Consider the following 20,486-nt stretch of genomic DNA (forward strand, 5'->3'; position numbering starts at 1 on the left):
GATCTCCGCGTTCCGCGGCGCGCTCGTGATCTCCGCGTTCCGCGGCGCGCTCGTGATCTCCGCGTTCCGCGGCGCGCTCGTGATCTCCGCGTTCCCACGCTATGCCACGCCACCCAGACGCGGCGGGGTTGGGCCGGCCGGGCGGGGTAGGGCGGGGCGGGTCTACACCACGAAAGCGAACCCTTCCGGTGGGCTGTGTGGTGGGTGGTCTGTGGTGGTTGTCCTGGACGGAACTTGGTACCGCGACCGCCGACCCCATCCCGTCGACATGATCGCCGATTGCGCCCTCGGGTGGTCGTGGATCGATAGCGCTCACAACCATCAGAGGGCCGAAGCCACGATCATGCCTCCGACGGAATATGGCCGACCTCGCCAGGCGCGGCACGGCAAYGACCAGCGAGGGCTCGGCTGATTTACCCGGCCGGTGTCGGCCTGGGCCGGGCCCCACGGCGACGCAACACCCCGACGACCGCGGCGCGGGAGTACCCCGATGATCTGGTGGGATTTTCGGAGTCCGGACTCCGAAAATCCCACCAGATCATGAACCAGACCACGATCGGGTGGGATTTTCCGGACCTCACTGACCGACATCCACCTGCCAATCAACCGTCAGTGGGCCGTCCCACCAGGCACCTCGAAGCCCGCCACCTCGAAGATCGCCGACCTGGGATGATCCCGACGCTTAGGTGCGGTACACCCGGACGAATCAACCCTCCCGGAGGCGGGGTGATTACCAACGAGGTATCGGAATCGGCGTCCGATGGGGTCGAGCGGAGGATGGACGCCGGCTTGGGCTGACGTCGGTGGTGGCTGGCCGCGTGTCCTGCACCCCGACGCTTTGTGCCTCTTGGGGAACCGTCATGGCGGTTCGCCCGTCCAAGGCGGGGAGATCGGGGAGACGGGTGGGAGGTGGGCCGATGGCGAGCTCCCGAGGCCGGCGTATGGCGGCATTCGTCGCGGGGTTGCCCTTCGGGTTGGTCCTGATGATGGGATGCTCCGGAGACGCAACGGCCATGCCGACGAATGGGCCTGGTACACCGGTTGCCACGGTGCTGTCAGGGACATCGTCGCCTGCGACGGTGCCGTCTACCGGCGTTCCGCCTAGCGGATCCGGGCGTCCCGAGGAGACGGCCTCGCCGGGGCCTGCTGGCGTGCCGGGCCAGTCGCGTCGGCCCGCTCCGCCGCCGTCGACGGCGACGGCGACGGCGGGCGACGAATTCATGCTGGCGCCGGGTGGGTCCTGGCGCGCACCCGACGGCGGCCTGACGGTCGTCTTCGTCGGCGTGACGCAGGACAGCAGGTGCCCGGCCTCGGAACGTCTGCAGTGCTTCTGGGCAGGCGACGCGACCGTTGCGCTGTCAGCCACTGTTCCGGGCCAGGCGGCGACGGCGATCGAGCTCCACACTCACGAGCTCCACACTCATCCGAACCTCGCTACGAGCGGGACGGTTGCCAACCATCCGATCTCGCTCATCCGGCTCGAACCCGAAAACAGTCTGGATGGGCCAGATCCGGGCGACTACCGGGCGTACATCCGTGTGGGCTAGCGCTGAGCAAGCGCCGGCGCTGAGCAAGCGGCGAAGAAGCAACCAGCAAGCAGCGAGGAAGCACCGAGCCAGCACTGAGCCAGCTCGGCCGTTCGAAGCGGTCAGCCTCCGTGTTCGTGGGCCTGGATCTGTTCGTGGGGCCTGGAGCTGGGATTACGCCCGAACCAGGCACCCGCAGGCAATGGGCGGGGGATGGTGGGGAGGACTGTCGTAGCGTCTCCGCCGCTTGGAGGAACCGATGAGCCAGCCAACCACGATGAGCCAGCTGACCACGACGAACCAGCCGACCACGGAGAGCCCGCAGAGTTCGCCCGCGCCGAGGCGGGCGTCCTTCCGAGCGCTGACCGAAGGCACCGCGCAGGACTGGCAAATCATCAACGAGGCCAACGAGGTGCTCGAGCGCGGGCTGCCCGATCGGGTGCTCGCCCACCTGCGGCTGTTGGGCGGTGAAGACGGCGGCTTCGCGGTGGACCGGCTCACCCACAGCCTGCAGACGGCGACCCGGGCGGAGCGGGCGGGCCGCGCCGACGACTACGTGCTCTGCGCGCTCCTGCACGACCTCGGCGACACCCTCGCCCCGTACAACCACGCCGACATCGGCGCCGCCATCGTGAAGCCGTTCGTATCACCCGAGCTGCACTGGATGGTCGAGCGCCACGCCGAGTTCCAGGGCTACTACTACTTCCAGTACTTCGGGATCGACCGGAACATCCGGGACAGGCACCGCGACAACCCGAGCTTCGACCTCACGGCCGAGTTCTGCGCCGAGTACGACCAGACCTCGTTCGACCCGGACTACCCGACCAACCCCATCGAGCACTACGAGCCGCTCATCCACGATCTGATGGCGGCCCCGCGCCGAACCGGCTCCGCCGCCGGAGGCTGAGCTGAGCCGCATCCGAGGCCAGGAGCCGCGGTTGGCTGGTTCGCCAGGCAGGAGGTCCGATCGCGAGCGGTCCGGTCGCGGGAGGCCGGTCGACCGATGCTGGATGAACATGCGAAGGCGTGTATAGAATTGCGGTGCAGGTGCGGGTCAGGTCATAGCGTCCGAGACGGGTGCATGKGGTGCTGACCAGGCAGGCTGTGGTCCGTCGCTTGGCCCTGGGGAGGGTCTCGGAGCGGCGTGATGCCGGGAACCGCCGTGGTGACGCGGCGGGGCGCGGAAGACTTGGGCATCCGGAACCGCCGACGGCGGCCGGGCCCGATGCTGGCTGGTCAAGGGTCCAACTGGGCCCATCGGACGGGAGCGGGACGGCATGGAGATCAAGGACCTCAAGGGCGAGAGCGTCGCCTTCTTCGCGTCGGGCGGGCTCGACAGTTGTACGGTCACCCACTGGCTGACCTCGCACGACGTCAAGGTCATCTGCTTCACCGCGGACCTCGGCCAGCCGGACGAGCGCGAGGGCCTCGACGTCGTCGCCGAGCGGATGAAGGCCTGCGGCGCGGTCGAGTCCGTCATCGTCCCGCTCCGCACAGAGATGGGTGAGGCCGGCATCCAGGCCGTTCAGGGCCTCACCCGGTATGAGGGCCGGTACTGGAACACGACCCCGCTGGGCCGGTACGTGACGATTCGCGGGATGCTTCCGCACATCCTCGAGCGCGGCATCAAGATCCTCAGTCACGGCGCGACTGGACGAGGCAACGACCAGGCGCGGTTCCAGCTCGTCCCGAACATGCTGGCGCCCAGCGTCTCCGTCTACGCGCCCTGGCGCGACCAGGCCTTCCTCGACGCCTTCGGTGGCCGCGAGGAGATGATCGACTACTGCGAGAAGCACGGTCTGCCGATCCAGGCCACCCGTAAGTCGCCCTACTCGACCGACGCCAACCTGCTGGGCCTCACCCACGAGGCCGGCGTGCTCGAGTCGCTGGGTACCGGCGCCAACTTCGTCAGCCCGATCATGGGTGTCCGCCCCGTCGACGCCCCTGACCAGCCGGAGCTGGTCACGGTCGTGTTCGAGAAGGGACGCCCGGTTTCGATCGCCGGTCAGCCGGTCTCCGACCCGGCGGAGGTCCTCGAGCTCGCCAACCAGATCGGCGGCCGGAACAGCGTCGGCATCAACCTGCACCTCGTCGAGAACCGCTTCGTCGGCGTGAAGTCCCGCGGCGTCTACGAGGCTCCCGGCATGGAGCTGTTGGGCAGCGCCTACGAGTACCTGCTGCAGACGATCCTGGACCGCCGCGCCAGGAAGATCTTCGAGTTCGCGTCGGACTTCCTCGGCGAGCAGCTGTACCAGGCCTACGGAGAGGACCTTGGCTCGCAGCTCGCGCGCAAGGTCGTCTCCGAGGTCGCCCAACTCGCCACCGGCTCGATCACGCTCGAGCTCTACAAGGGCACCGTCAACTTCGCCGCCGCGGCGGACATCCCGCACTCGCTCTACAGCGAGGAGGACGCCTCGATGAGCCGGGTCGGCGCCTTCGACCACAAGGACTCCGAGGGCTTCCTGCAGGTGCTCGGCGTCGGTGCGCGAACCGCGTCCCGCGCCGGCCAGATCCAGGGTCTCCTCGAAACCGAGTAGCGCGAACCCCCACGCCCAGCCCGCCCCGAGCCGGGATCCGCGTTCCGGGTCGGCAACCGAGCCGACCCGGGGCGGACATCCCCTAGCAAAGGGTGCTCTAATACCCGTCTCGGGTGCTGGGCGGTTGATGGGATGGTGAGCGGTGCGCGGCTACCTGGCGGAGCCGGTCGAGATCGAGGCGGCGCTGCTCGGCGCCGACGACGTCGCCGACGCGGTGGTGGTGACCGACCGGTCGACCGAGCCACCCCGGCTGGTCGCCTACGTGGTGCCAGCGCCGGGCCGCGAGCCGTCGCCTGCCGCCGTCCGCCGGTCGCTGCTCGCCGCCGGCCTGCCCCACTCCGCGATTCCGGCGGCCGTCGTGGTCGTGCCCGCGCTGCCGCGCACCGTCGTCGGCGAGGTCGACCGGGCCGCGCTCCCGTCGGCGCCGCCGCCCCTGGCCGGTGACGAGCCGCGTGACGACTGGGAAGAGGCCGTCGCCGGGGTGTGGGCGCGGGCGCTGGGCCTGCAGACCGTCGGCGTCCACGATGACTTCCGCGCGCTGGGCGGGGACGCGCTGCTCGCCGAGGAGGTCGCGACGCGGATTCGGACCGAGCTTCAGGTGCCGCTGCCGTCCTCGGTCGTCGCGCGGGCCGGCACGGTCGCCGAGCTCGCCCGGCAGGTATCGAAGGCCAACATCGACATCGACACGTTGCGCCACCACGACGTGCTGCCGCTGCGCACCGACGGCACGGGCACGCCGCTGTTCTGCTTCGCGGGCGCGGGCGGCCACGCCGTCGTCATGGCGGGGATCGCGACCCATTTCGCCGGCGAGCGGCCGGTCTATGCGATCCAGGCACACGGGTTGTCGCACCGGGCCGTCCCGGACTGGTCGGTCGCGGCGATCGCGCGTCGGCACGCGCGCACGATCCGGCTTCTTCGGCCCCACGGGCCCTACCTGCTGCTCGGGCACTCGTTCGGCGGTGTGATCGCGCTCGAGGTGGCCCACCTCCTCACCGCGATCGGTGAGGAGGTGGCCCTGCTCACGATCGTCGACAGCTTCCCGCCCACCAAGATGAAGCTCACGCTGTCCGGGTCGTTCGTCGAGTCGCACGGCGAGACCCCGCCTCCGCCGCCCCCACGGTCCGCATCCGCGCCCGTCGCGGAGGTCGGGCCCGACGCGGCGCCTGACGCCGGCGGCCCGGGCTCGAAGCTGCGCGTCATGTTCGACCGGGCCGCCCAGTTGGCCCGCCTGCCGCTGACCGGCGTCGTCCAGTGGCCCGACACCCGGCACACCGACAACTTCTTCAACCAGTCCCGGTTCCTGATGATGGCCTACAAGCCGCGGCCCTACCTGGGACGCACGCTGCTCTGGGACGCCCGCGACACCGAGACGGGGCTCCGGCCGGTCGAGGGCCCATGGGCCGAGATCCTCACCGGCGACGCCGTAGCCCGCACCGTCGTCGGCGACCACAACAGCGTGCTGCGCGAACCACTCTTCGGCCGGCTGGTCGAGGACATGCGTGCCATGCTCGCCAGCGGGCCGGACCCGGACCGGGCGCCGTCGCCAGGCTCGCCGGCCGGCCACTGACCGGCGGTAGACGCCGTTCGGACATACGCCGGGGCCACGGGCGTTCAGGAGCACACCGGTCCCGCCGCACCCGAGCGGAGGACTACCGTAGAGGGCGGTGCATCGTCAGCCCGCCCCGAGGCACACCTGCCCGGTGCGGGCATGCGGCGATGACGAGTCATGTCAGCTGACCCGCCCGCCAGGTGATTCTTCCTGTCGGTGAGGGTGGCCGGTCGCTGGGGCCACGCGGGTCCCGGCGCCGGAGTTTCGTCCGGCGCGGCGCGAGCCGCTCCCGGACCGTCGATCGACTCCCCGGGGTCCGTCCCCTGGGAACACACAGGTCCCGCCGATCCGCGGCGGGCAGCCGTCGGCCACGGTGGCCGGCGGGAGGGAACCGCGCGGGCGGCCGCGTCGGAACCCGTGTCGCACCGCGCCACGCACGGCTGGCGGCGCCAGGTGGGTGAGGTGCCGCCAGGCTGCCGGGCCTGGCCCACCTGGCCGGACGTTCGTGACTAGAAGTCAACAGTGGAACCCACGATGGCGTGGGCCGATCGGAAGCGATGACGATGTCGAGCTCTGCAGTCCCTCCGTCTCCCACAGGTGGGGAGCCAGCACGTCCATCGGCCTCCCGAGGCCCCGCGTCCGGCCCGCGCCGCGCTGGTCACGCCGGCGGTGCGCGCGGCGGTGTGGGTGGCGGCCGGCCCCACGGGGCCGGTGGCGCCGCCGGCGGCCGGCGGACGGCCGGTGGCGGCCAGGCGCGAGGGGCCGCGGGCGCGGGTGCGCAGCGACCCCATCGGCCCTCGTCTGCCGGTGGGGCGAACCGCGCTGGGGGATACCGGCGCGACGACGCGCCCGGGCGCAACGAGTCCACTGGATGGTCGCGAGGACGGCCCGCCGAGGCTGGCGGACGCGGTGACGACGATCGGCGCCGGGACGGCTACCGCGGCGACCGGCCCACTGGCGGGGTGCCCCGTACCGCTGGCGGCCCGCCCCACACCGCCGGTAGCTCCGCGTCCCGTTGGGGCGGTGGTGAGCGTCCGCGCGGCGGTGACGGCGGCTCCCGGCCGGACCGGGCACCGGGCGCGCGTGACGGCTCGTACCGCCGCGACGGCGACGATCGAGGCGGCCGTCGGTCATACCCAAGCAGCAGCAGTGGCGGCGACCGGACCGACTCCCGCGGTGGCGGCGGCTTCCGTGGGGGCGACAACGCCCGCGGCGGAAACGGTTTCCGCGGCGGCGACAACGCGCGTGGCACAGACGGGTTCCGCGGAGGCAGCCGGCCGGCTGGTGCTGGCACGCCCGGTGAGCGGGGTGGTTCCGGCTGGCGTGCGCGGACCGGCGACGCGGGACCGTCCGCCCGTGGTGGGCAGACCGACCGCCGGGGTGGGCACGACGCGGCCGGTGGCCGGCCGTTCAGCGGCCGTCCGGCCGGCGCCGGCTCCGGTTGGAGCGGAGCGGCCCGTAGCGGCGGTGACGGTGGCGCCGAGCGTTCCACCGACCGGCCGTCGGGGCGCTGGTCCGCCGGCGCGAACGGGGCGGGGGACCGCCCGCGCCGCTTCGGGCAGGCGGCCGGGCAGGCCGATCGAGGTCACCGTCCTGGCCCGACGCGTGACGATCGCGGTGGTGACCGTCCGGCCGGGCCGGGCCGTCCGTGGCGGGAACGCGACGATCGGGGTGGCGAGCGGGGTGCCGCGCGGGACCACCGTCCCGCTGGCCGTACCGGAGACGGACAGAACCGCTTCAGTCGCGACGGGTCCGCAGACCGCGGCGGTTCCGGACGCCCCGGCGACACCGGCCGTCCTGGCGGTTCCGGCGGCTGGGAGCGGGGAGGCGGACAGCGTTCCGACCGCCCCGCCTGGAGCGGGCGCCCGGACCGGACCGCGAGCACCGGCCGGCCGGACCGCGGGGGAACAGGGACGGACGGCTCCGGGCGACCGGACGGCGGCGGCTACCGCGCAGGCGCGTCCGGTGGCTACCAGGGCAACCGCGAGGCTAGGCCGAGCGGCTACCAGGGCAACCGTACGACTGGGTCCAGCGGCTACCAGGGGAACCGCGAGGCCAGGCCGAGCGGCTACCAGGGCGATCGTGCGGGCGGGTCCGGTGGCTATCAGGGCAACCGCACAGGTGGGCCTGGTGGTTACCAGGGCAATCGTGCGGGCGGGTCCGGTGGTTACCAGGGCAATCGCGCGGGCGGGTCTGGCGGCGACCGCCCGGCGGGCGGTCACGGAGCGGGTGGCGCCGGCGGCGCCCGCGACCGGGCGGCCGACTCCCGGGACAGCCGGACACCACATCGTTCGCGGCGGCCCGAGCAGGGCGCTGGAGACGGCCAGCGCCACGACGGGCCGGGCGGGCGTCCGGACAGGACGACGGACGGGCCGAACCGCGGTTACCGGACCGACAGTGGTCCCCGGACTGACCATGCTCCCCGGACTGACCATGCTCCCCGGACCGACCACGCTCCTCGGACCGACCACGCTCCTCGGACCGACCATGGCCCCCGGACCAACCATGGCCCCCGGGACGACCGCGGTTCCCGGCCCGACCGGGGCTATCGAGACGACCGCCGCACCGGAACCGGCGGTGGTGGGCATCGCGACAGTCGAGGGCCTGGCTCCGACCGCGATCGCGGCGAGCGCCGCCCGGCCGGTCCGCCGTCCTGGGCACTGCCGGCCGAGTCAGGCACTCCCGCCGAATCCGCGGGGCCCCGCGAGGCCGGCCGCCAGGGTGGCGGCCAGGCTGGCGTTGGCCCGTCGCGGTGGGAGGCGCGGCCCGCGGCCACCGCGGGGCCTGGCGCTCCGGCGGCCGGCCCGGCCGAGAACGCGGCGCCCGTAGCCCGCGCGGCCACGACCGGTGACCGAGGACCACGCGGCGCCGCCGTGACGCGGTCGGGTGGCCCCGGGCGCGGGACGCGCGGGAACCAGAGCGAGGCGGGCCGGCCGGTCCGCCGCGCCGGGCGGGTCGCGGATCGCCGGACTGGTCCGGGGGAGCGCCGGCAGGGACCGGCGCCGACCACTCGCGCGCGCGCCGAGCTGCCACCGCTGCCGGACGAGGCGCAGCCCGAGCTGCTCGACCTCGAGGTCCGCAAGGAGCTGCGCGGCCTGCCGACCGGTCTCGCCGAGGTGGTGGCGCGCCACCTGGTCGCCGCAGCGATGTTCCTCGACGACGACCCGGCGCTCGCCCTCGCGCACGGTCGCGCGGCCGCGAGCCTCGCGGCCCGGCTGCCCGCCACCCGGGAGGCTGCCGGCATCGCGGCCTACCACGCGGGGGAGTACGCGACGGCGCTGGTCGAGCTGCGCACGGCCCGCCGGATGGACGGTTCGCCGCGCTACCTACCCATGATCGCGGATTCGGAGCGCGGCCTCGGCCGCCCGGAGCGGGCCGTCGCCTTCCTCAGCGACCCGTCGATCGAGGCGCTCGACCCGGCTGGGCACGCCGAGCTGCTGATCGTCGGCTCCGGAGCACGCCGCGACCTCGGGCAGCCGGAGGCCGCCGTCGTCCTGCTCCAGGACGAGGCGACCCGGCCTGGCGAGCCGCGGCCGTGGACGGCCCGGCTGCGTTACGCCTATGCCGAGGCGCTGCTCGACGCGGGCCGGCCGGGGGACGCGCTGCGGGCGTTCGAGGCGGCGGCGGCGATCGACGAGGAGGACGAGACCGACGCGGGCGAACGCGCCTACGAGCTCATGACCCAGCTCGCGGCCGACGACGCCGGGGGCAACACCTCCGCGCGGGAGCCGGCCGTCGTCGGAACGCCGACGCCCGAGGCACGGATCTCCTCGGCCGCCGAGCCCGACCTGGGTGACACCTCGGGTGACGTGACATCCGGCGACGAGACCCCCGCGGCGGCCGGTGACGGCGCGGCGGCTACCGATGAGGCGCCCGCGGTGGCCGTTGACGACGCCACGGTGAGCGACGAGGCCCCGGTCAGCGATGAGGCGAACGTGGCGATCGGTGACAGCGCCGCGGGCGGTGATGAGGTTCCCGTGACGGGCGGCTCGGGCCCGATCGACCCCGGGGCGACCGGGGGCGCGAAGGTCGTCGTGCCGGTGCTGTTCGACGATGGGAGCTCGTCGCTGGCGCTTCTCGGTACCGGCCGCGAGCCGGCCGCCGGTGAGCCCGAGCCGGCCCCTCGCCAGGCCGCCCGTCCTGGTGGTCTGCCCGACCTGAGCGTGCTGTTCAGCGACCTGGGCCTGCGTGAGATCCCGGCCGCCGAGCGCCTGCCGCTGGCTCAGACCGACCCGGCCCTGGCAGCGACCGAGGACCTCGCCGCCGCCGACGAGCCGGCGGACGCGGATGACGAGGCGGTCGAGCCGGGCGACGACTAGTCGCCGCCCGACGCGCGGACGGTGGCCAGGCCAGTCGGCCTGGCCACCGCCGTGGCGTGGCTCAGGACTCGTCGAGCAGGCGGATGAGCAGGCCGGTGCGGGGCTTGGGCGTGAACAGGGTCGACTTGCGCGGCATGCGCTCGCCAGCCCCGGCGACCGCCGTCACCCCGGCGACCGGCGTGGGGTTGAGCAGCAGCGCCGTGCCGTCACCGTCCGCCGCCGCGGCGATCGCGGCCGGGGCGTCGTGGAAGTAGTCGACGACGCCGACCTTGTCCTCCTGGCCCCAGACATCGCTGATCAACGTCAGGTGCGCGACCGTCACGTCCAGCCCGCGGAAGGCCGCCGAGCGGTCCGCCGGCAGGCTGCGGGCGAGCACCTCGGCGCCCGGCTCGGTCAGCAGGTAGGCGTCGCGGCCGTCCGTGATGACGAACGCGTGCCCGGCCTGGCCGGCCTTGGCCAGCTCGTCGAGCAGCCGCGCGACGTCGGCGGTGCCCGGGGTGCCCGCTGTCGCCAGCTGGCGTACGGTGAACGCCCCTTCGGCCCGGCGGGCGGCCTCGGTGACGGGGAGGCCGCGCACGGCCCGGTGAATCGGGTGCACCTGCGGGCCGGAGACCGTGGCGTCGACGAGGAAGGTCAGGCCGAAGTCCCACGGGCCGGGGCCGTCGCCGGCGGCGTGCCGCTCGGCCTGGTAGTGCCGGTAGGTCGCGTAGCGGTGGTGACCGTCGGCGATCACCGCGCGGCGCGGCAGCAGGTCGGCGGCGATCGTGGCGAGCGTCGCCGGGTCGGTCAGCGCCCAGATCCGGTGCGCCACGCCGTCATCGGTGACCGCTGCCAGCAACGGCTCGGTGGCGACGGTCTCGGCGACGATCCGGCTGGTCTCGCCGCCGCCCTCGTAGAGCAGGAAGATCGGCTCGAGGTTCGCCCGGGTCGCCTGCTGCAGCGCCAGCCGGTCGGAGACCGGGCCGGCCATCGTGTTCTCGTGCGGCAGGATGATCCCGGCGTCCGGGTCGGCGAGCGCGACGCCGCCGACCAGCCCGCGCTGGCGGTGGCCGTCCTGCTCCTCCTCGTAGACGTAGAGCCCCGGCGCCTCGTCGCGCGCCAGGACGCCGGAGCCCAGCCAGTCGGCGAGGGCCTCGGCCGCGCGGGCGTAGCGGCTGCCCGGCTCGTCGGCAGAACGGTCCCTGGGCAGGATCAGCCGGACCGCGTTGTGCGGGTCGGCGGCCTCCAGCGCCGCGACTCCAGCGTCGTCGATCACGTCGTACGGCGGGGACGTCAGCGCCGCGAGGTTCTCGGCGGCCCCGGCGGCGGCGGTGTACCTGGCCGCGCGGAACGGCGCTAGCACCAGACCGGCGGGGGTGGGCACGGTGGTAGCGGCGGCAGCGGTGGCGTCGTCGACCATGGCCGCATCGTAGGGGCCGCGCGCGGTGGCGCGATCGTGGACCGTCGTCGTCGCGGATGTGAAGCGACCCAGCTCACACGGCCGAGACGGGTTTTGGCGCCCTTGCGTGCCTCCTGGCTCCGCGGGTCGCGAGCAGGGCACGGGTGGTCTGGACGGACCGGGGCACAGGTGACGAGAACGGTTCCGGGACACGGAAGCAGCGAAGGGACGTACGCGGCGCGTCTGAGCGGAGACACTGGACCGGGTGAGCTGACGGACGGGTGGACGCGGGCGGGTGTGGCCGTCGGCCGTCGGCGGCGCCCGTGAGACGGATGACGGTCTGCCGGTCTGGCGTTGCAGGCCTTGGGAGGTGCTGATGTCCGAGCAGTTCGACGACGGCGCGCGACCGCCGGGCCCGGCGGGTTCACCCGCTGGAAGCGTGTACGACTGGTACACCCGTGGTGTCGCGCTGCACGGCCACGGCGACGCGAACGCGGCGGTCCAGCTGCTGGCGCACGCCTGCGCCGCCGAGCCGGCGTCACGCAGCGCGCGTGAGGCGCTCGCGCGCGCGCAGTTCGACGCCGGGCAGTACGAGGCGGCCCTGGAGACGTTCGCCTGGATCGTCGACCAGGACCCCACCGACGACTATGCCCAGTTCGGCCTGGGGATGGCCGCTCGCCGCACCGGCGACCTGCCMACCGCGATCGAGCACCTGGCGCTGGCCGCGGCGATGCGTCCGGACATTCAGCACTATGGCCGGGAGCTGCGCGGTGCCCGCGCCCACCTGAACCGGGCCCGCTCCGCGTGACCGGTGCGGATGGTCGCTTGGCGGGCGGACCCATCGGCCGTGACGTCGCCCGGTGGCAGACGGCGTGCGTTCCGGCGCGATGAGCGTGGCCGATGAGCGGACGCTCGCCCGTGACGGGGAAGTCGACCCGGGCTACGGGCCACCCCTGGACGGCTCGGCGGCGCCGGCGGAGCGGTTCGACGTCGCGCTGCTCGACCTCGATGGGGTGGTCAACCGGGGAGACGGAGCCGTGCCGCACGCCGCCGAGGCGATCGCGGCCGCCGGGCGAAGCGGGATGCGCTCCGCCTACGTGACGAACAACGCGCTGCGCACCCCGGAGGCGGTCGCGGCCCGGCTCGCCGGGTTCGGCGTGCCGGCCCGCCCGGACGAGGTCATCACCTCGGCGCAGTCGGCGGCGCATGTGCTCGCCCAGCGGTTGCCGGCGGGCGCGGCGGTGCTGATCGTCGGCGGGGAGGGGCTGCGCGCCGCGGTCGCGGCCGAGGGGCTCACCCCCGTGACGTCGGCCGACGACAAGCCACTGGCCGTCGTCCAGGGCTTCGACCCCGACCTGACCTACCAGCGGCTCGCCGAGGCGGCGCTCGCGGTGCGCGCCGGGGCGCTGTGGGTCGCGAGCAACGCCGACCTGACCGTGCCGACGGAGCGTGGCCTGGCGCCGGGGAACGGGGCACTGGTCGCGATGGTCCGGGCGGCGACCGGCGCGGAGCCGCTGGTGACCGGAAAGCCGGAGCCCGCGATGCACGCCGAGTCGATGCGCCGCTCGGGCGCCCGCCGGCCGGTCATCGTCGGCGACCGGCTCGACACCGACATCGAGTCCGGCGCCCGCACCGGCACGCCGACGCTGCTGGTTCTCACCGGTGTGGCGACCGCGTCCGAGCTGCTCGCGGCCGCTCCCAGACACCGCCCGACCCTGCTGGCCGACGACCTGCGCGGCCTGCTGCGCCCGCACCCGCCGGCCCGCCTCACGCCGGCCGGGCGCGCCCGCTGCGGCGCCTGGGAGTGCCATGTGGACGACGCCGGCACGCTCCAGTGGCATGAGCGGGCCGCTGACCCGTCCGGCGGCCTGGATGGCGGCGAAGGCGGCGACGCCGGCGTCCCGGACGATGGTCTGGACGCCCTGCGGGCCGCCTGCCTCGCCTCCTGGGCGGCGTTCGACGCCGGTCAGCCACCGCGCCGCGTCGCGCGCGACCGCCCCCGTGCCTGCGGGGACCTCACGATCCCGGCCTGACGAGCGCGGCGCCGCCCTGGTCCGTCGACCCGGCCGGGCGGGCCGGCGGCGATCGTCAGGAAAGGGATCAGAGCAGGGATCGGACGCGCAGGAGGTCGCGGACGCTGGCCTCGACCCGCAGCCGGCCGCTGGTCCAGGCCGAGGTCACCGAGAGCCGGCCCTCGGTGATGGCGATCAGGTCGTCGCTGCTCAGCGTGAAGGTGATCTGCGAGGCGTGCGCACCCTCGGCGATGCCGCGCAGGCAGCCGCCCCGCAGCTCGGCGACGTAGGACGTGCCGAGGTCGGGCAGCCGGCACATGAGCGTCCGGTTGGGCGCCCGCGGCGGACGGCCGCCGCGGGCGGTGAGCTGGTCGAGACGGGCGGCAAGCCCGTGCAGCGCGGTCTCGCACTGCTTCCGGTCCGCCACGATGACCGTCCTCTCGAGCCCGCTGGACATCCCGGTGGCGGCGCCCGGCCGGCCAGGCGCGCCTTCCCCCGTCCTACCTGCTCACGGCCGTCCTCGCCCGGCAGGAGGGCGCGGCGGCCACCTCTTCGGCGCGCCGTGTCCCGGAGGCCGGGGGATCTGGGGTGTTTCGGGTGACGCACCAGGCGCGTTCGGGGCATCGCGAGTTCCACGCGGCCGTAGGCGACACTAGCTTTGGTGACGGCCGGACGCGGCCCGGCGGGCCGGACCTCGTGTGGACGTCCCAGACCATGGTGGCGCGACCGGACATCGACCGCGGGAGGCTGGACAGGTGACCACCGAGCCGGGAACACCCGGTCCAGGCCCGGCGCGGCCAGCCGAGGCCGGGGCCGAGCAAGCCGGTGACGAGAGCGTGCGCGCGGCCTCCGCCAGGCTGGCGGCGCTGCCCGGGCTGCCGGTCGCCGAGCACGTCGCCGTGTTCGAGGAGGTCAACCGGCTGCTGGCCGACACCCTCGCGGAACTGGACGCGACGGCTGGCGCCGATCAGGGGGGCGCGGCTCCCGCGCGTCCCGCCGGCCCCGCGCGCCCAGGCGAGCCGGCGCGTCCCGGCCCGGCTGGTTCGGCCAGTGCGCCGGGGCGGCCAGCCGGCCAGCCCTGGGCCGTCGCCGCCGGCCGCCCACGTCCCGGCCCGCCGATGCCCGGCCCCGGCCCGCGATGAGCGAGCGGTAGCCGTGGTGCGCAGGATGCGACTGGATGGCGAGCTGGTCCGCCGCGGCCTCGCCCGCTCGCGGGAGCAGGCCACCGAGGCGATCGCCGCCGGGCGGGTGCTCGTCGCCGGGCGGGCCGCGACCAAGGCGGCGACCATCGTCGACGCGACCACCTCGATCGCCCTCACCGGCGGCGACGATCCGGGCTTCGCCTCGCGCGGCGCCCACAAGCTGCTGGGCGCCTTCGCCGCCTTCGGCGTCCCCCCGCTCGACGAGCCGGCCCGGAACCCGGCCGGCCGGCCGGACACGGCCGCGCCACCACCAGCCGGACCGGCGGTGGCGCCCGATCGGGACGAGACCGCACACGAGACCTCCGCGGCACCGGGCGGCCCAGGCGAGCCGACGGGGCCGGCGGGCCCGCGGAGGCCGGCCGCCGCCCCGGGCCCGGGCCCGGGGTCGGATCGACTGCCGGCGCTGCGCGTGGCCGGGCGGCGGGCGATGGACGTCGGCGCGTCTACCGGAGGGTTCACCGACGTGCTGCTGCGCGCCGGGGCGGCGTCGGTCGTCGCCGTGGACGTCGGCTACGGCCAGCTCGACTGGCGGCTGCGTACCGACCCGCGTGTCCAGGTGCTCGACCGGACCAACGCCCGGCACCTGACCGTCGAGACCATCGGCGCGCCGGTCGACCTGGTCGTCGGCGACCTGTCGTTCATCTCGCTGCGGCTGGTGCTGCCCGCGCTCGTCGCGTGCGCCGCGGGCGACGCCGACTTCGTCCTGCTCGTCAAGCCGCAGTTCGAGGTGGGCCGCGAGCGGCTCGGCGCCGGCGGGGTGGTCCGCGACGTCGCGCTGCACGCCGAGGCCGTCGAGGGGATCGCCCACGCGGCCGGCAGCCTTGGGCTCGGCGTGCGGGGGGTCGTCGCCAGCCCGCTGCCGGGGCCGGCCGGCAACGTCGAGTACCTGCTGTGGCTGACCGCGGGCGCGCCCGCGTTGGATCCGGCGGAGCTCGCCGAGGCGATCGCCGCCGGTCCGGCTGGCCAGGCCGCCAGGGCCGGGGCCGTGGTGGGCGGAGGGCCGTCGCGATGAGCAGGGAGATCCTCGTCCTCACCCACCCGCGACGCGACGGGATGGCCCGTCGCGCCCGCTGGGTGCTCGACCGACTCTCCGCCGCCGGGATCGCGCCCCGGATGCTCGCCGACGAGGCGGAGATCCTGGGCCTGACCGAGCCGAGCACGGTGCCCCGCGACGAGAGCGCGGCGGTCGGTGTCGAGCTCGTGCTCGTGCTCGGCGGCGACGGCACGCTGCTGCGCGGCGCCGAGCTCGCCCGGGAGGCCGACATCCCGCTGCTCGGCGTCAACCTCGGCCACGTCGGCTTCCTCGCGGAGGCTGAGCCCGACGCCCTCGAGACCACCGTCGACGCCGTCATCCGCAAGGACTACCGCGTCGACGAGCGGATGACGGTGGACGTCACCGTCCGCCACCGCGGCGAGGTCGTCTACTCCGGCTGGGCGCTCAACGAGATGTCCCTGGAGAAGGCCGAGCGGGCCAAGATGCTGGAGTGCGTGCTCGGCATCGACGGCCGGCCGCTGTCGCGCTGGGGCTGCGACGGGGTGATCTGTTCGACGCCGACCGGCTCCACCGCCTACGCGTTCTCGGTCGGCGGCCCGGTGATGTGGCCGGGCGTGGACGCGCTGCTGGTGGCCCCGATCAGTGCGCACGCGCTGTTCGCCCGGCCCTTGGTGCTCTCCCCGACGTCGACGGTGGCGATCGAGGTGCTGCCACCCGTGCCGGGAGTGATCTACTGCGACGGGCGCCGCTCGGTGGAGGTGGCGCCGCACTCCCGGGTCGAGGTCGTGCGGGGGCGCCGGCCGGTCCGGCTCGCGGTCGTGCACACCCGGCCGTTCACCGACCGGCTGGTGGCGAAGTTCCACCTGCCCGTCGAGGGCTGGCGCGGCCGAGCCGCCCGCGAGAATGGCTTCCTCGAGCCCGTCGACGACTTCACCCTCGACGACTGACACTTTTCCCGTAGCGCCCTTCGTGCCGATTCGCCGACTGATGCCCTAGAGTTCGGGGCGTGTTCGAGGAGATTCGGCTGCGTGGCCTCGGGGTCATCGACGACGCCGTCCTCGACCTCGCGCCGGGCCTCACGGTGGTCACCGGCGAGACCGGCGCCGGCAAGACGATGATCGTCCAGGGCCTTGGGCTGCTCACCGGCGGCCGGGCCGACTACGGCCTGATCCGGCCGGGCTATGACCGGGCCTTCGTCGAGGGTCGCCTGACCATCCCGCTGGACTCGTCCACGGCCGCGCGCGTGCGCGACGCGGGCGGCGAGCTGGACGAGGGCGGTGTCCTCGTCATCGGCCGGACGCTGATCGCCGACGGCCGTTCCCGCGTCCAGGTCGGCGGTCGGTCCGCCCCGGCGAGCCTGCTCGCGGACCTCGCCGAGGATCTCGTCGCGGTGCATGGCCAGTCCGAGGCGCAGCGGCTGCTCAAGACCTCCGCCCAGCGCGCCGCGCTCGACCGGTTCGCCGGCGAGGCGGTCGCGAAACCGCTCGCCCGCTATGGCGAGCGGTACACGCGCCTGGCCGCCGTGCGCGCGAAGCTCGCCGACATCACCGAGCGCTCGCGCGAGCGGGCCGCCGAGGCCGAGTCACTGCGCTCCCGGCTCGCCGACGTCGAGCGGGTCGCCCCGGCTCCCGGCGAGGACGCGGCGCTGGACGCCGAGCTGCGCCGCCTGGAGCACGCCGAGGCGCTTGTCCGCGCCGCCGAGACCGCACACTCGGCGCTCGTCGCCGACCCGGCCGCCGGCGACGGCTCGCCTGGCGCGGTCGACCTGGTCTCCGCGGCTCGTCGGGCCGTCACCGCCGAATCCGACCTCGACCCGGAGCTCGCCGAGCTCGGCGGCCGGATCCGCGAGGCCGCGGTGCTGCTCGCCGACGTCGCCGCCGACCTCGCCTCCTACGCCGCCGGCATCGACGCCGACCCGGCGCGCCTCGCCACCGCGCAGGAGCGCCGCGCCGACCTCGCCGCCCTCACCCGCGCGCACGGCACCGACGTCGACGGCGTGCTGGCCTGGGCCGAGCAGGCCGGCCGCCGGCTGCTGGAGCTCGACGGCGGCGCCGACTCGGCCGAGGCGCTCACCGCCGAGCGCGACGCCCTGCTCGACGAGCTCGCCGACCTCGCCGGCCAGGCGTCGGCCGCCCGTTCCCGAGCCGCGCACGAGTTCGGCGAGAAGGTCGCCGCCGAGCTCGCGGGCCTCGCCATGCCGCGTGCCCGCGTCGTGGCGGTCGTCTCCCAGCGCGACGACCCGAACGGGCTGCCGATGTTCGGCCGGAAGATCGCCTTCGGTCCCGGCGGCGTAGACGATGTCGAGCTGCGCCTGGTTCCGCATCCCGGCGCGCCCGCCCGGCCGGTGCACAAGGGCGCGTCGGGCGGTGAGCTGTCGCGGGTGATGCTCGCGATCGAGGTCGTGCTCGCGGCGGACGACGCCGGGGTGACGATGGTGTTCGACGAGGTGGACGCCGGCGTCGGCGGGCGGGCGGCGGTCGAGATCGGCCGTCGGCTCGCGAAACTCGCCCGGACCAACCAGGTCATCTGCATCACCCACCTGCCGCAGGTCGCCGCGTTCGCCGACCGGCACCTGGTGGTCAGCAAGTCGTCCGACGGCTCGGTGACCCGCAGCGGCGTCGCCGCCCTCGACGACGCCGGCCGGGTCCGCGAGCTGTCCCGCATGCTCGCCGGCCAGGAGGACTCGACCCTGGCCCGCGGCCACGCCGAGGAGCTCCTAGCCGCCGCCGCCGCGGACAAAGCCACCCCCTGAGACCTCCACCCCGATCACCACCCCACAAGCGCAGCGAAGTGGCCCCACGGACAGGCCCGCCCCGGGTTGGTGACGTACAGCGGCAGGCGACCGTACGGGCGCGAAGGCGCACCTCGCGGAGGCCCGACCCACGAGCGCAGCGAAGTGGGCCGGGCCGCAGCGAGGTCGCCGGAGCGCGCCGCCCGCACGGAGCGAACCAGCAACAACCTTCCCGTCCGACCCGGGGCTTGTAGGTCCCGCCGGTTGTGTGCCGCCCGGACGGAGCGAACCAGAAGCAAGCCCACGGTGTGGGAGGAACCGGGCGGGTGAGCTGGCGTGTTACCGTGAAGTCCCGTGGACCGGCCTGGAAATGCCGGCTGGACATGGTCCATAACGGTCACCGCAAAAGGGACCCAGGACCCCAACCACGGGAGCGTGCGTGGCGCAGGTACGCAGCAGCAAACACATCTTCGTCACCGGTGGGGTGGCGTCCAGCCTGGGCAAGGGGTTGACGGCCTCCAGCCTTGGGCGGCTGCTCAAGGCCCGGGGTCTGCGGGTGACCATGCAGAAGCTGGACCCGTACCTCAATGTCGACCCCGGCACGATGGACCCGTTCCAGCACGGTGAGGTCTTCGTCACCGACGACGGGGCCGAGACCGACCTGGACGTCGGTCACTACGAGCGTTTCCTCGACGTCGACCTCGACGGCAGCGCCAACGTCACGACCGGGCAGGTGTACTCGGCCGTCATCGCCCGCGAGCGGCGCGGCGACTACCTGGGCCAGACCGTGCAGGTCGTCCCGCACATCACCGACGAGATCAAGGACCGGATCCGCCGGCTCGCGACGCCGGACGTCGACGTCGTCATCACCGAGGTCGGCGGCACGGTCGGCGACATCGAGTCGCTGCCGTACCTGGAGGCGATCCGCCAGGTACGCCACGAGGTCGGCCGGGACAACGCGCTGACCGTCCACGTCAGCCTGGTGCCTTATCTGGCCCCGTCGGGCGAGCTGAAGACGAAGCCGACGCAGCACTCCGTCGCCGCGCTGCGCAGCATCGGCCTGCAGCCGGACGCGCTGGTCTGCCGGTCCGACCGGCCGCTGCCGGAGTCGCTGAAGCGGAAGATCGCGCTGATGTGCGACGTCGACGACGAGGCCGTCGTGGGGGCGCCGGACGCGTCGTCGATCTACATGATCCCGAAGGTGCTGCACCAGGAGGGCCTGGACGCGTACGTCGTGCGCCGGCTCGGCCTGTCGTTCCGGGACGTCGACTGGACCGAGTGGGACACCCTGCTGCGCCGGGTGAACCAGCCCACCCACCGGATCACGGTCGCGATGGTCGGCAAGTACATCGACCTGCCGGACGCCTACCTGTCGGTCACCGAGGCGCTGCGCGCGGGCGGGTTCGCGGTGGACGCCGGGGTCGACGTCCGCTGGGTCGCCTCCGACGAGTGCTCGTCACCGGAGGTCACCGCCGCGCTGCTCGACGGCATCGACGGGATGATCATTCCGGGCGGGTTCGGTGTCCGCGGCATCGAAGGGAAGATCAACGCGCTGCGGCACGCCCGCGAGCACGGCATCCCGGCGCTGGGGATCTGCCTGGGCCTGCAGTGCATGGTGATCGAGGCGGCTCGCGGCCTCGCCGGCCTGGACGGGGCGAACTCCACCGAGTTCGATGCCGCCACGCCGTACCCCGTGATCTCCACCATGGCCGACCAGCGCGACGTCGTCGCCGGCAAGCGCGACATGGGCGGCACGATGCGGCTCGGTCTCTACCCGTGCAAGCTCGCGCCCGGCACCATCGCGCGCCGGGAGTACGGCGTCGCCGAGGTCCCCGAGCGGCACCGTCACCGGTACGAGGTCAACAACGACTACCGGGACCGGCTGGACGCCGCCGGGCTGGTGTTCTCCGGCACCTCACCGGACGGCCGGCTGGTCGAGGTCGTCGAGCTGCGCCCCGACGTGCACCCGTTCTACGTCGGTACCCAGGCGCATCCCGAGTTCCGCTCCCGGCCGACCAGGGCGCACCCGCTGTTCCGCGGGCTCGCCTCGGCCGCCGTCGCCTACGCCGACCGCCGCCGTGGCGTGCTGCCGGTGGACCTCGCCGCCAGGCCGGACGCCCCCGCCGCGGCTCCCGCTCCCGCCGGCCCCGGCGGCCGTGGCGACGGCGCCGCGCTGGTGACCTCGTGACCCGGCCGCCCCGGACGGGCGCCGCGGGCCCCGCGGGAGACCCGGCGCAG

At 74.4% G+C, this 20,486-nt stretch carries 13 protein-coding genes; 11 read left to right on the forward strand and 2 right to left on the reverse strand.

What is annotated here, in order from left to right; all coding sequences use genetic code 11:
• Positions 1 to 1,785: 1,785 nt before the first annotated feature.
• The 4 genes from BCD49_RS36585 (at position 1,786) to BCD49_RS36605 (ending at position 9,931) form a co-directional block, all read left to right on the forward strand.
• Positions 1,786 to 2,433, forward strand: coding sequence for an HD domain-containing protein (locus tag BCD49_RS36585; protein WP_007519568.1), 648 nt, complete (start codon positions 1,786 to 1,788; stop codon positions 2,431 to 2,433).
• A 370-nt stretch (positions 2,434 to 2,803) separates the two neighbouring features.
• Positions 2,804 to 4,063, forward strand: coding sequence for an argininosuccinate synthase (argG, locus tag BCD49_RS36590; protein WP_007519567.1), 1,260 nt, complete (start codon positions 2,804 to 2,806; stop codon positions 4,061 to 4,063).
• A gap of 142 nt (positions 4,064 to 4,205) precedes the next feature.
• The gene (locus BCD49_RS36595; protein ID WP_007519566.1) at positions 4,206 to 5,630 is read left to right on the forward strand and encodes an alpha/beta fold hydrolase; all 1,425 of its coding nucleotides are present in this window, start codon (positions 4,206 to 4,208) and stop codon (positions 5,628 to 5,630) included.
• Between the two features lie 2,855 nt (positions 5,631 to 8,485).
• Positions 8,486 to 9,931: a hypothetical protein gene (locus BCD49_RS36605; protein WP_007519562.1), complete on the forward strand. Its 1,446-nt coding sequence runs from the start codon at positions 8,486 to 8,488 to the stop codon at positions 9,929 to 9,931.
• 61 nt (positions 9,932 to 9,992) lie between these two features.
• On the opposite strand, the gene BCD49_RS36610 is transcribed toward BCD49_RS36605, so the two are convergent.
• Complete coding sequence (locus BCD49_RS36610; RefSeq protein WP_007519560.1) at positions 9,993 to 11,330, reverse strand: DUF1015 family protein; 1,338 nt, start codon at positions 11,328 to 11,330, stop codon at positions 9,993 to 9,995.
• Between the two features lie 355 nt (positions 11,331 to 11,685).
• On the opposite strand from BCD49_RS36610, the gene BCD49_RS36615 reads away from it, so the two are divergent.
• Together BCD49_RS36615 and BCD49_RS36620 are read left to right on the forward strand one after the other, a co-directional pair.
• Positions 11,686 to 12,117: a tetratricopeptide repeat protein gene (locus tag BCD49_RS36615; RefSeq protein ID WP_007519558.1), complete on the forward strand. Its 432-nt coding sequence runs from the start codon at positions 11,686 to 11,688 to the stop codon at positions 12,115 to 12,117.
• A 79-nt stretch (positions 12,118 to 12,196) separates the two neighbouring features.
• Positions 12,197 to 13,342, forward strand: coding sequence for an HAD-IIA family hydrolase (locus tag BCD49_RS36620; protein WP_083401922.1), 1,146 nt, complete (start codon positions 12,197 to 12,199; stop codon positions 13,340 to 13,342).
• A 67-nt stretch (positions 13,343 to 13,409) separates the two neighbouring features.
• On the opposite strand, the gene BCD49_RS36625 is transcribed toward BCD49_RS36620, so the two are convergent.
• A complete protein-coding gene (locus BCD49_RS36625; protein ID WP_027141340.1) occupies positions 13,410 to 13,748 on the reverse strand; it encodes an SCP2 sterol-binding domain-containing protein in 339 nt (112 codons plus the stop codon).
• 328 nt (positions 13,749 to 14,076) lie between these two features.
• Between BCD49_RS36625 and BCD49_RS36630 the strand changes: the two genes are divergently transcribed.
• The 5 genes from BCD49_RS36630 to BCD49_RS36650 all read left to right on the forward strand — a co-directional run bounded on the left by BCD49_RS36630 (position 14,077) and on the right by BCD49_RS36650 (position 20,436).
• Entirely contained in the window at positions 14,077 to 14,463 is a 387-nt protein-coding gene (locus BCD49_RS36630) for a hypothetical protein (RefSeq protein WP_071042430.1), read from the forward strand.
• A 13-nt stretch (positions 14,464 to 14,476) separates the two neighbouring features.
• Positions 14,477 to 15,535 (forward strand): TlyA family RNA methyltransferase, encoded by a 1,059-nt coding sequence (locus BCD49_RS36635; protein ID WP_007518931.1) that lies wholly within the window; start codon positions 14,477 to 14,479, stop codon positions 15,533 to 15,535.
• Positions 15,532 to 16,464, forward strand: coding sequence for an NAD kinase (locus BCD49_RS36640; RefSeq protein ID WP_007518932.1), 933 nt, complete (start codon positions 15,532 to 15,534; stop codon positions 16,462 to 16,464). The genes BCD49_RS36635 and BCD49_RS36640 overlap by 4 nt, the downstream gene beginning before the upstream one ends.
• Before the next feature lie 59 nt (positions 16,465 to 16,523).
• Positions 16,524 to 18,269 (forward strand): DNA repair protein RecN, encoded by a 1,746-nt coding sequence (gene recN, locus BCD49_RS36645; RefSeq protein ID WP_007518933.1) that lies wholly within the window; start codon positions 16,524 to 16,526, stop codon positions 18,267 to 18,269.
• Between the two features lie 418 nt (positions 18,270 to 18,687).
• Entirely contained in the window at positions 18,688 to 20,436 is a 1,749-nt protein-coding gene (locus BCD49_RS36650) for a CTP synthase (protein WP_007518934.1), read from the forward strand.
• The last annotated feature ends 50 nt before the right edge of the window (positions 20,437 to 20,486 follow it).

The sequence above is a fragment of the Pseudofrankia sp. EUN1h genome (genome assembly GCF_001854645.1).
Lineage (GTDB): Bacteria > Actinomycetota > Actinomycetes > Frankiales > Frankiaceae > Pseudofrankia > Pseudofrankia saprophytica.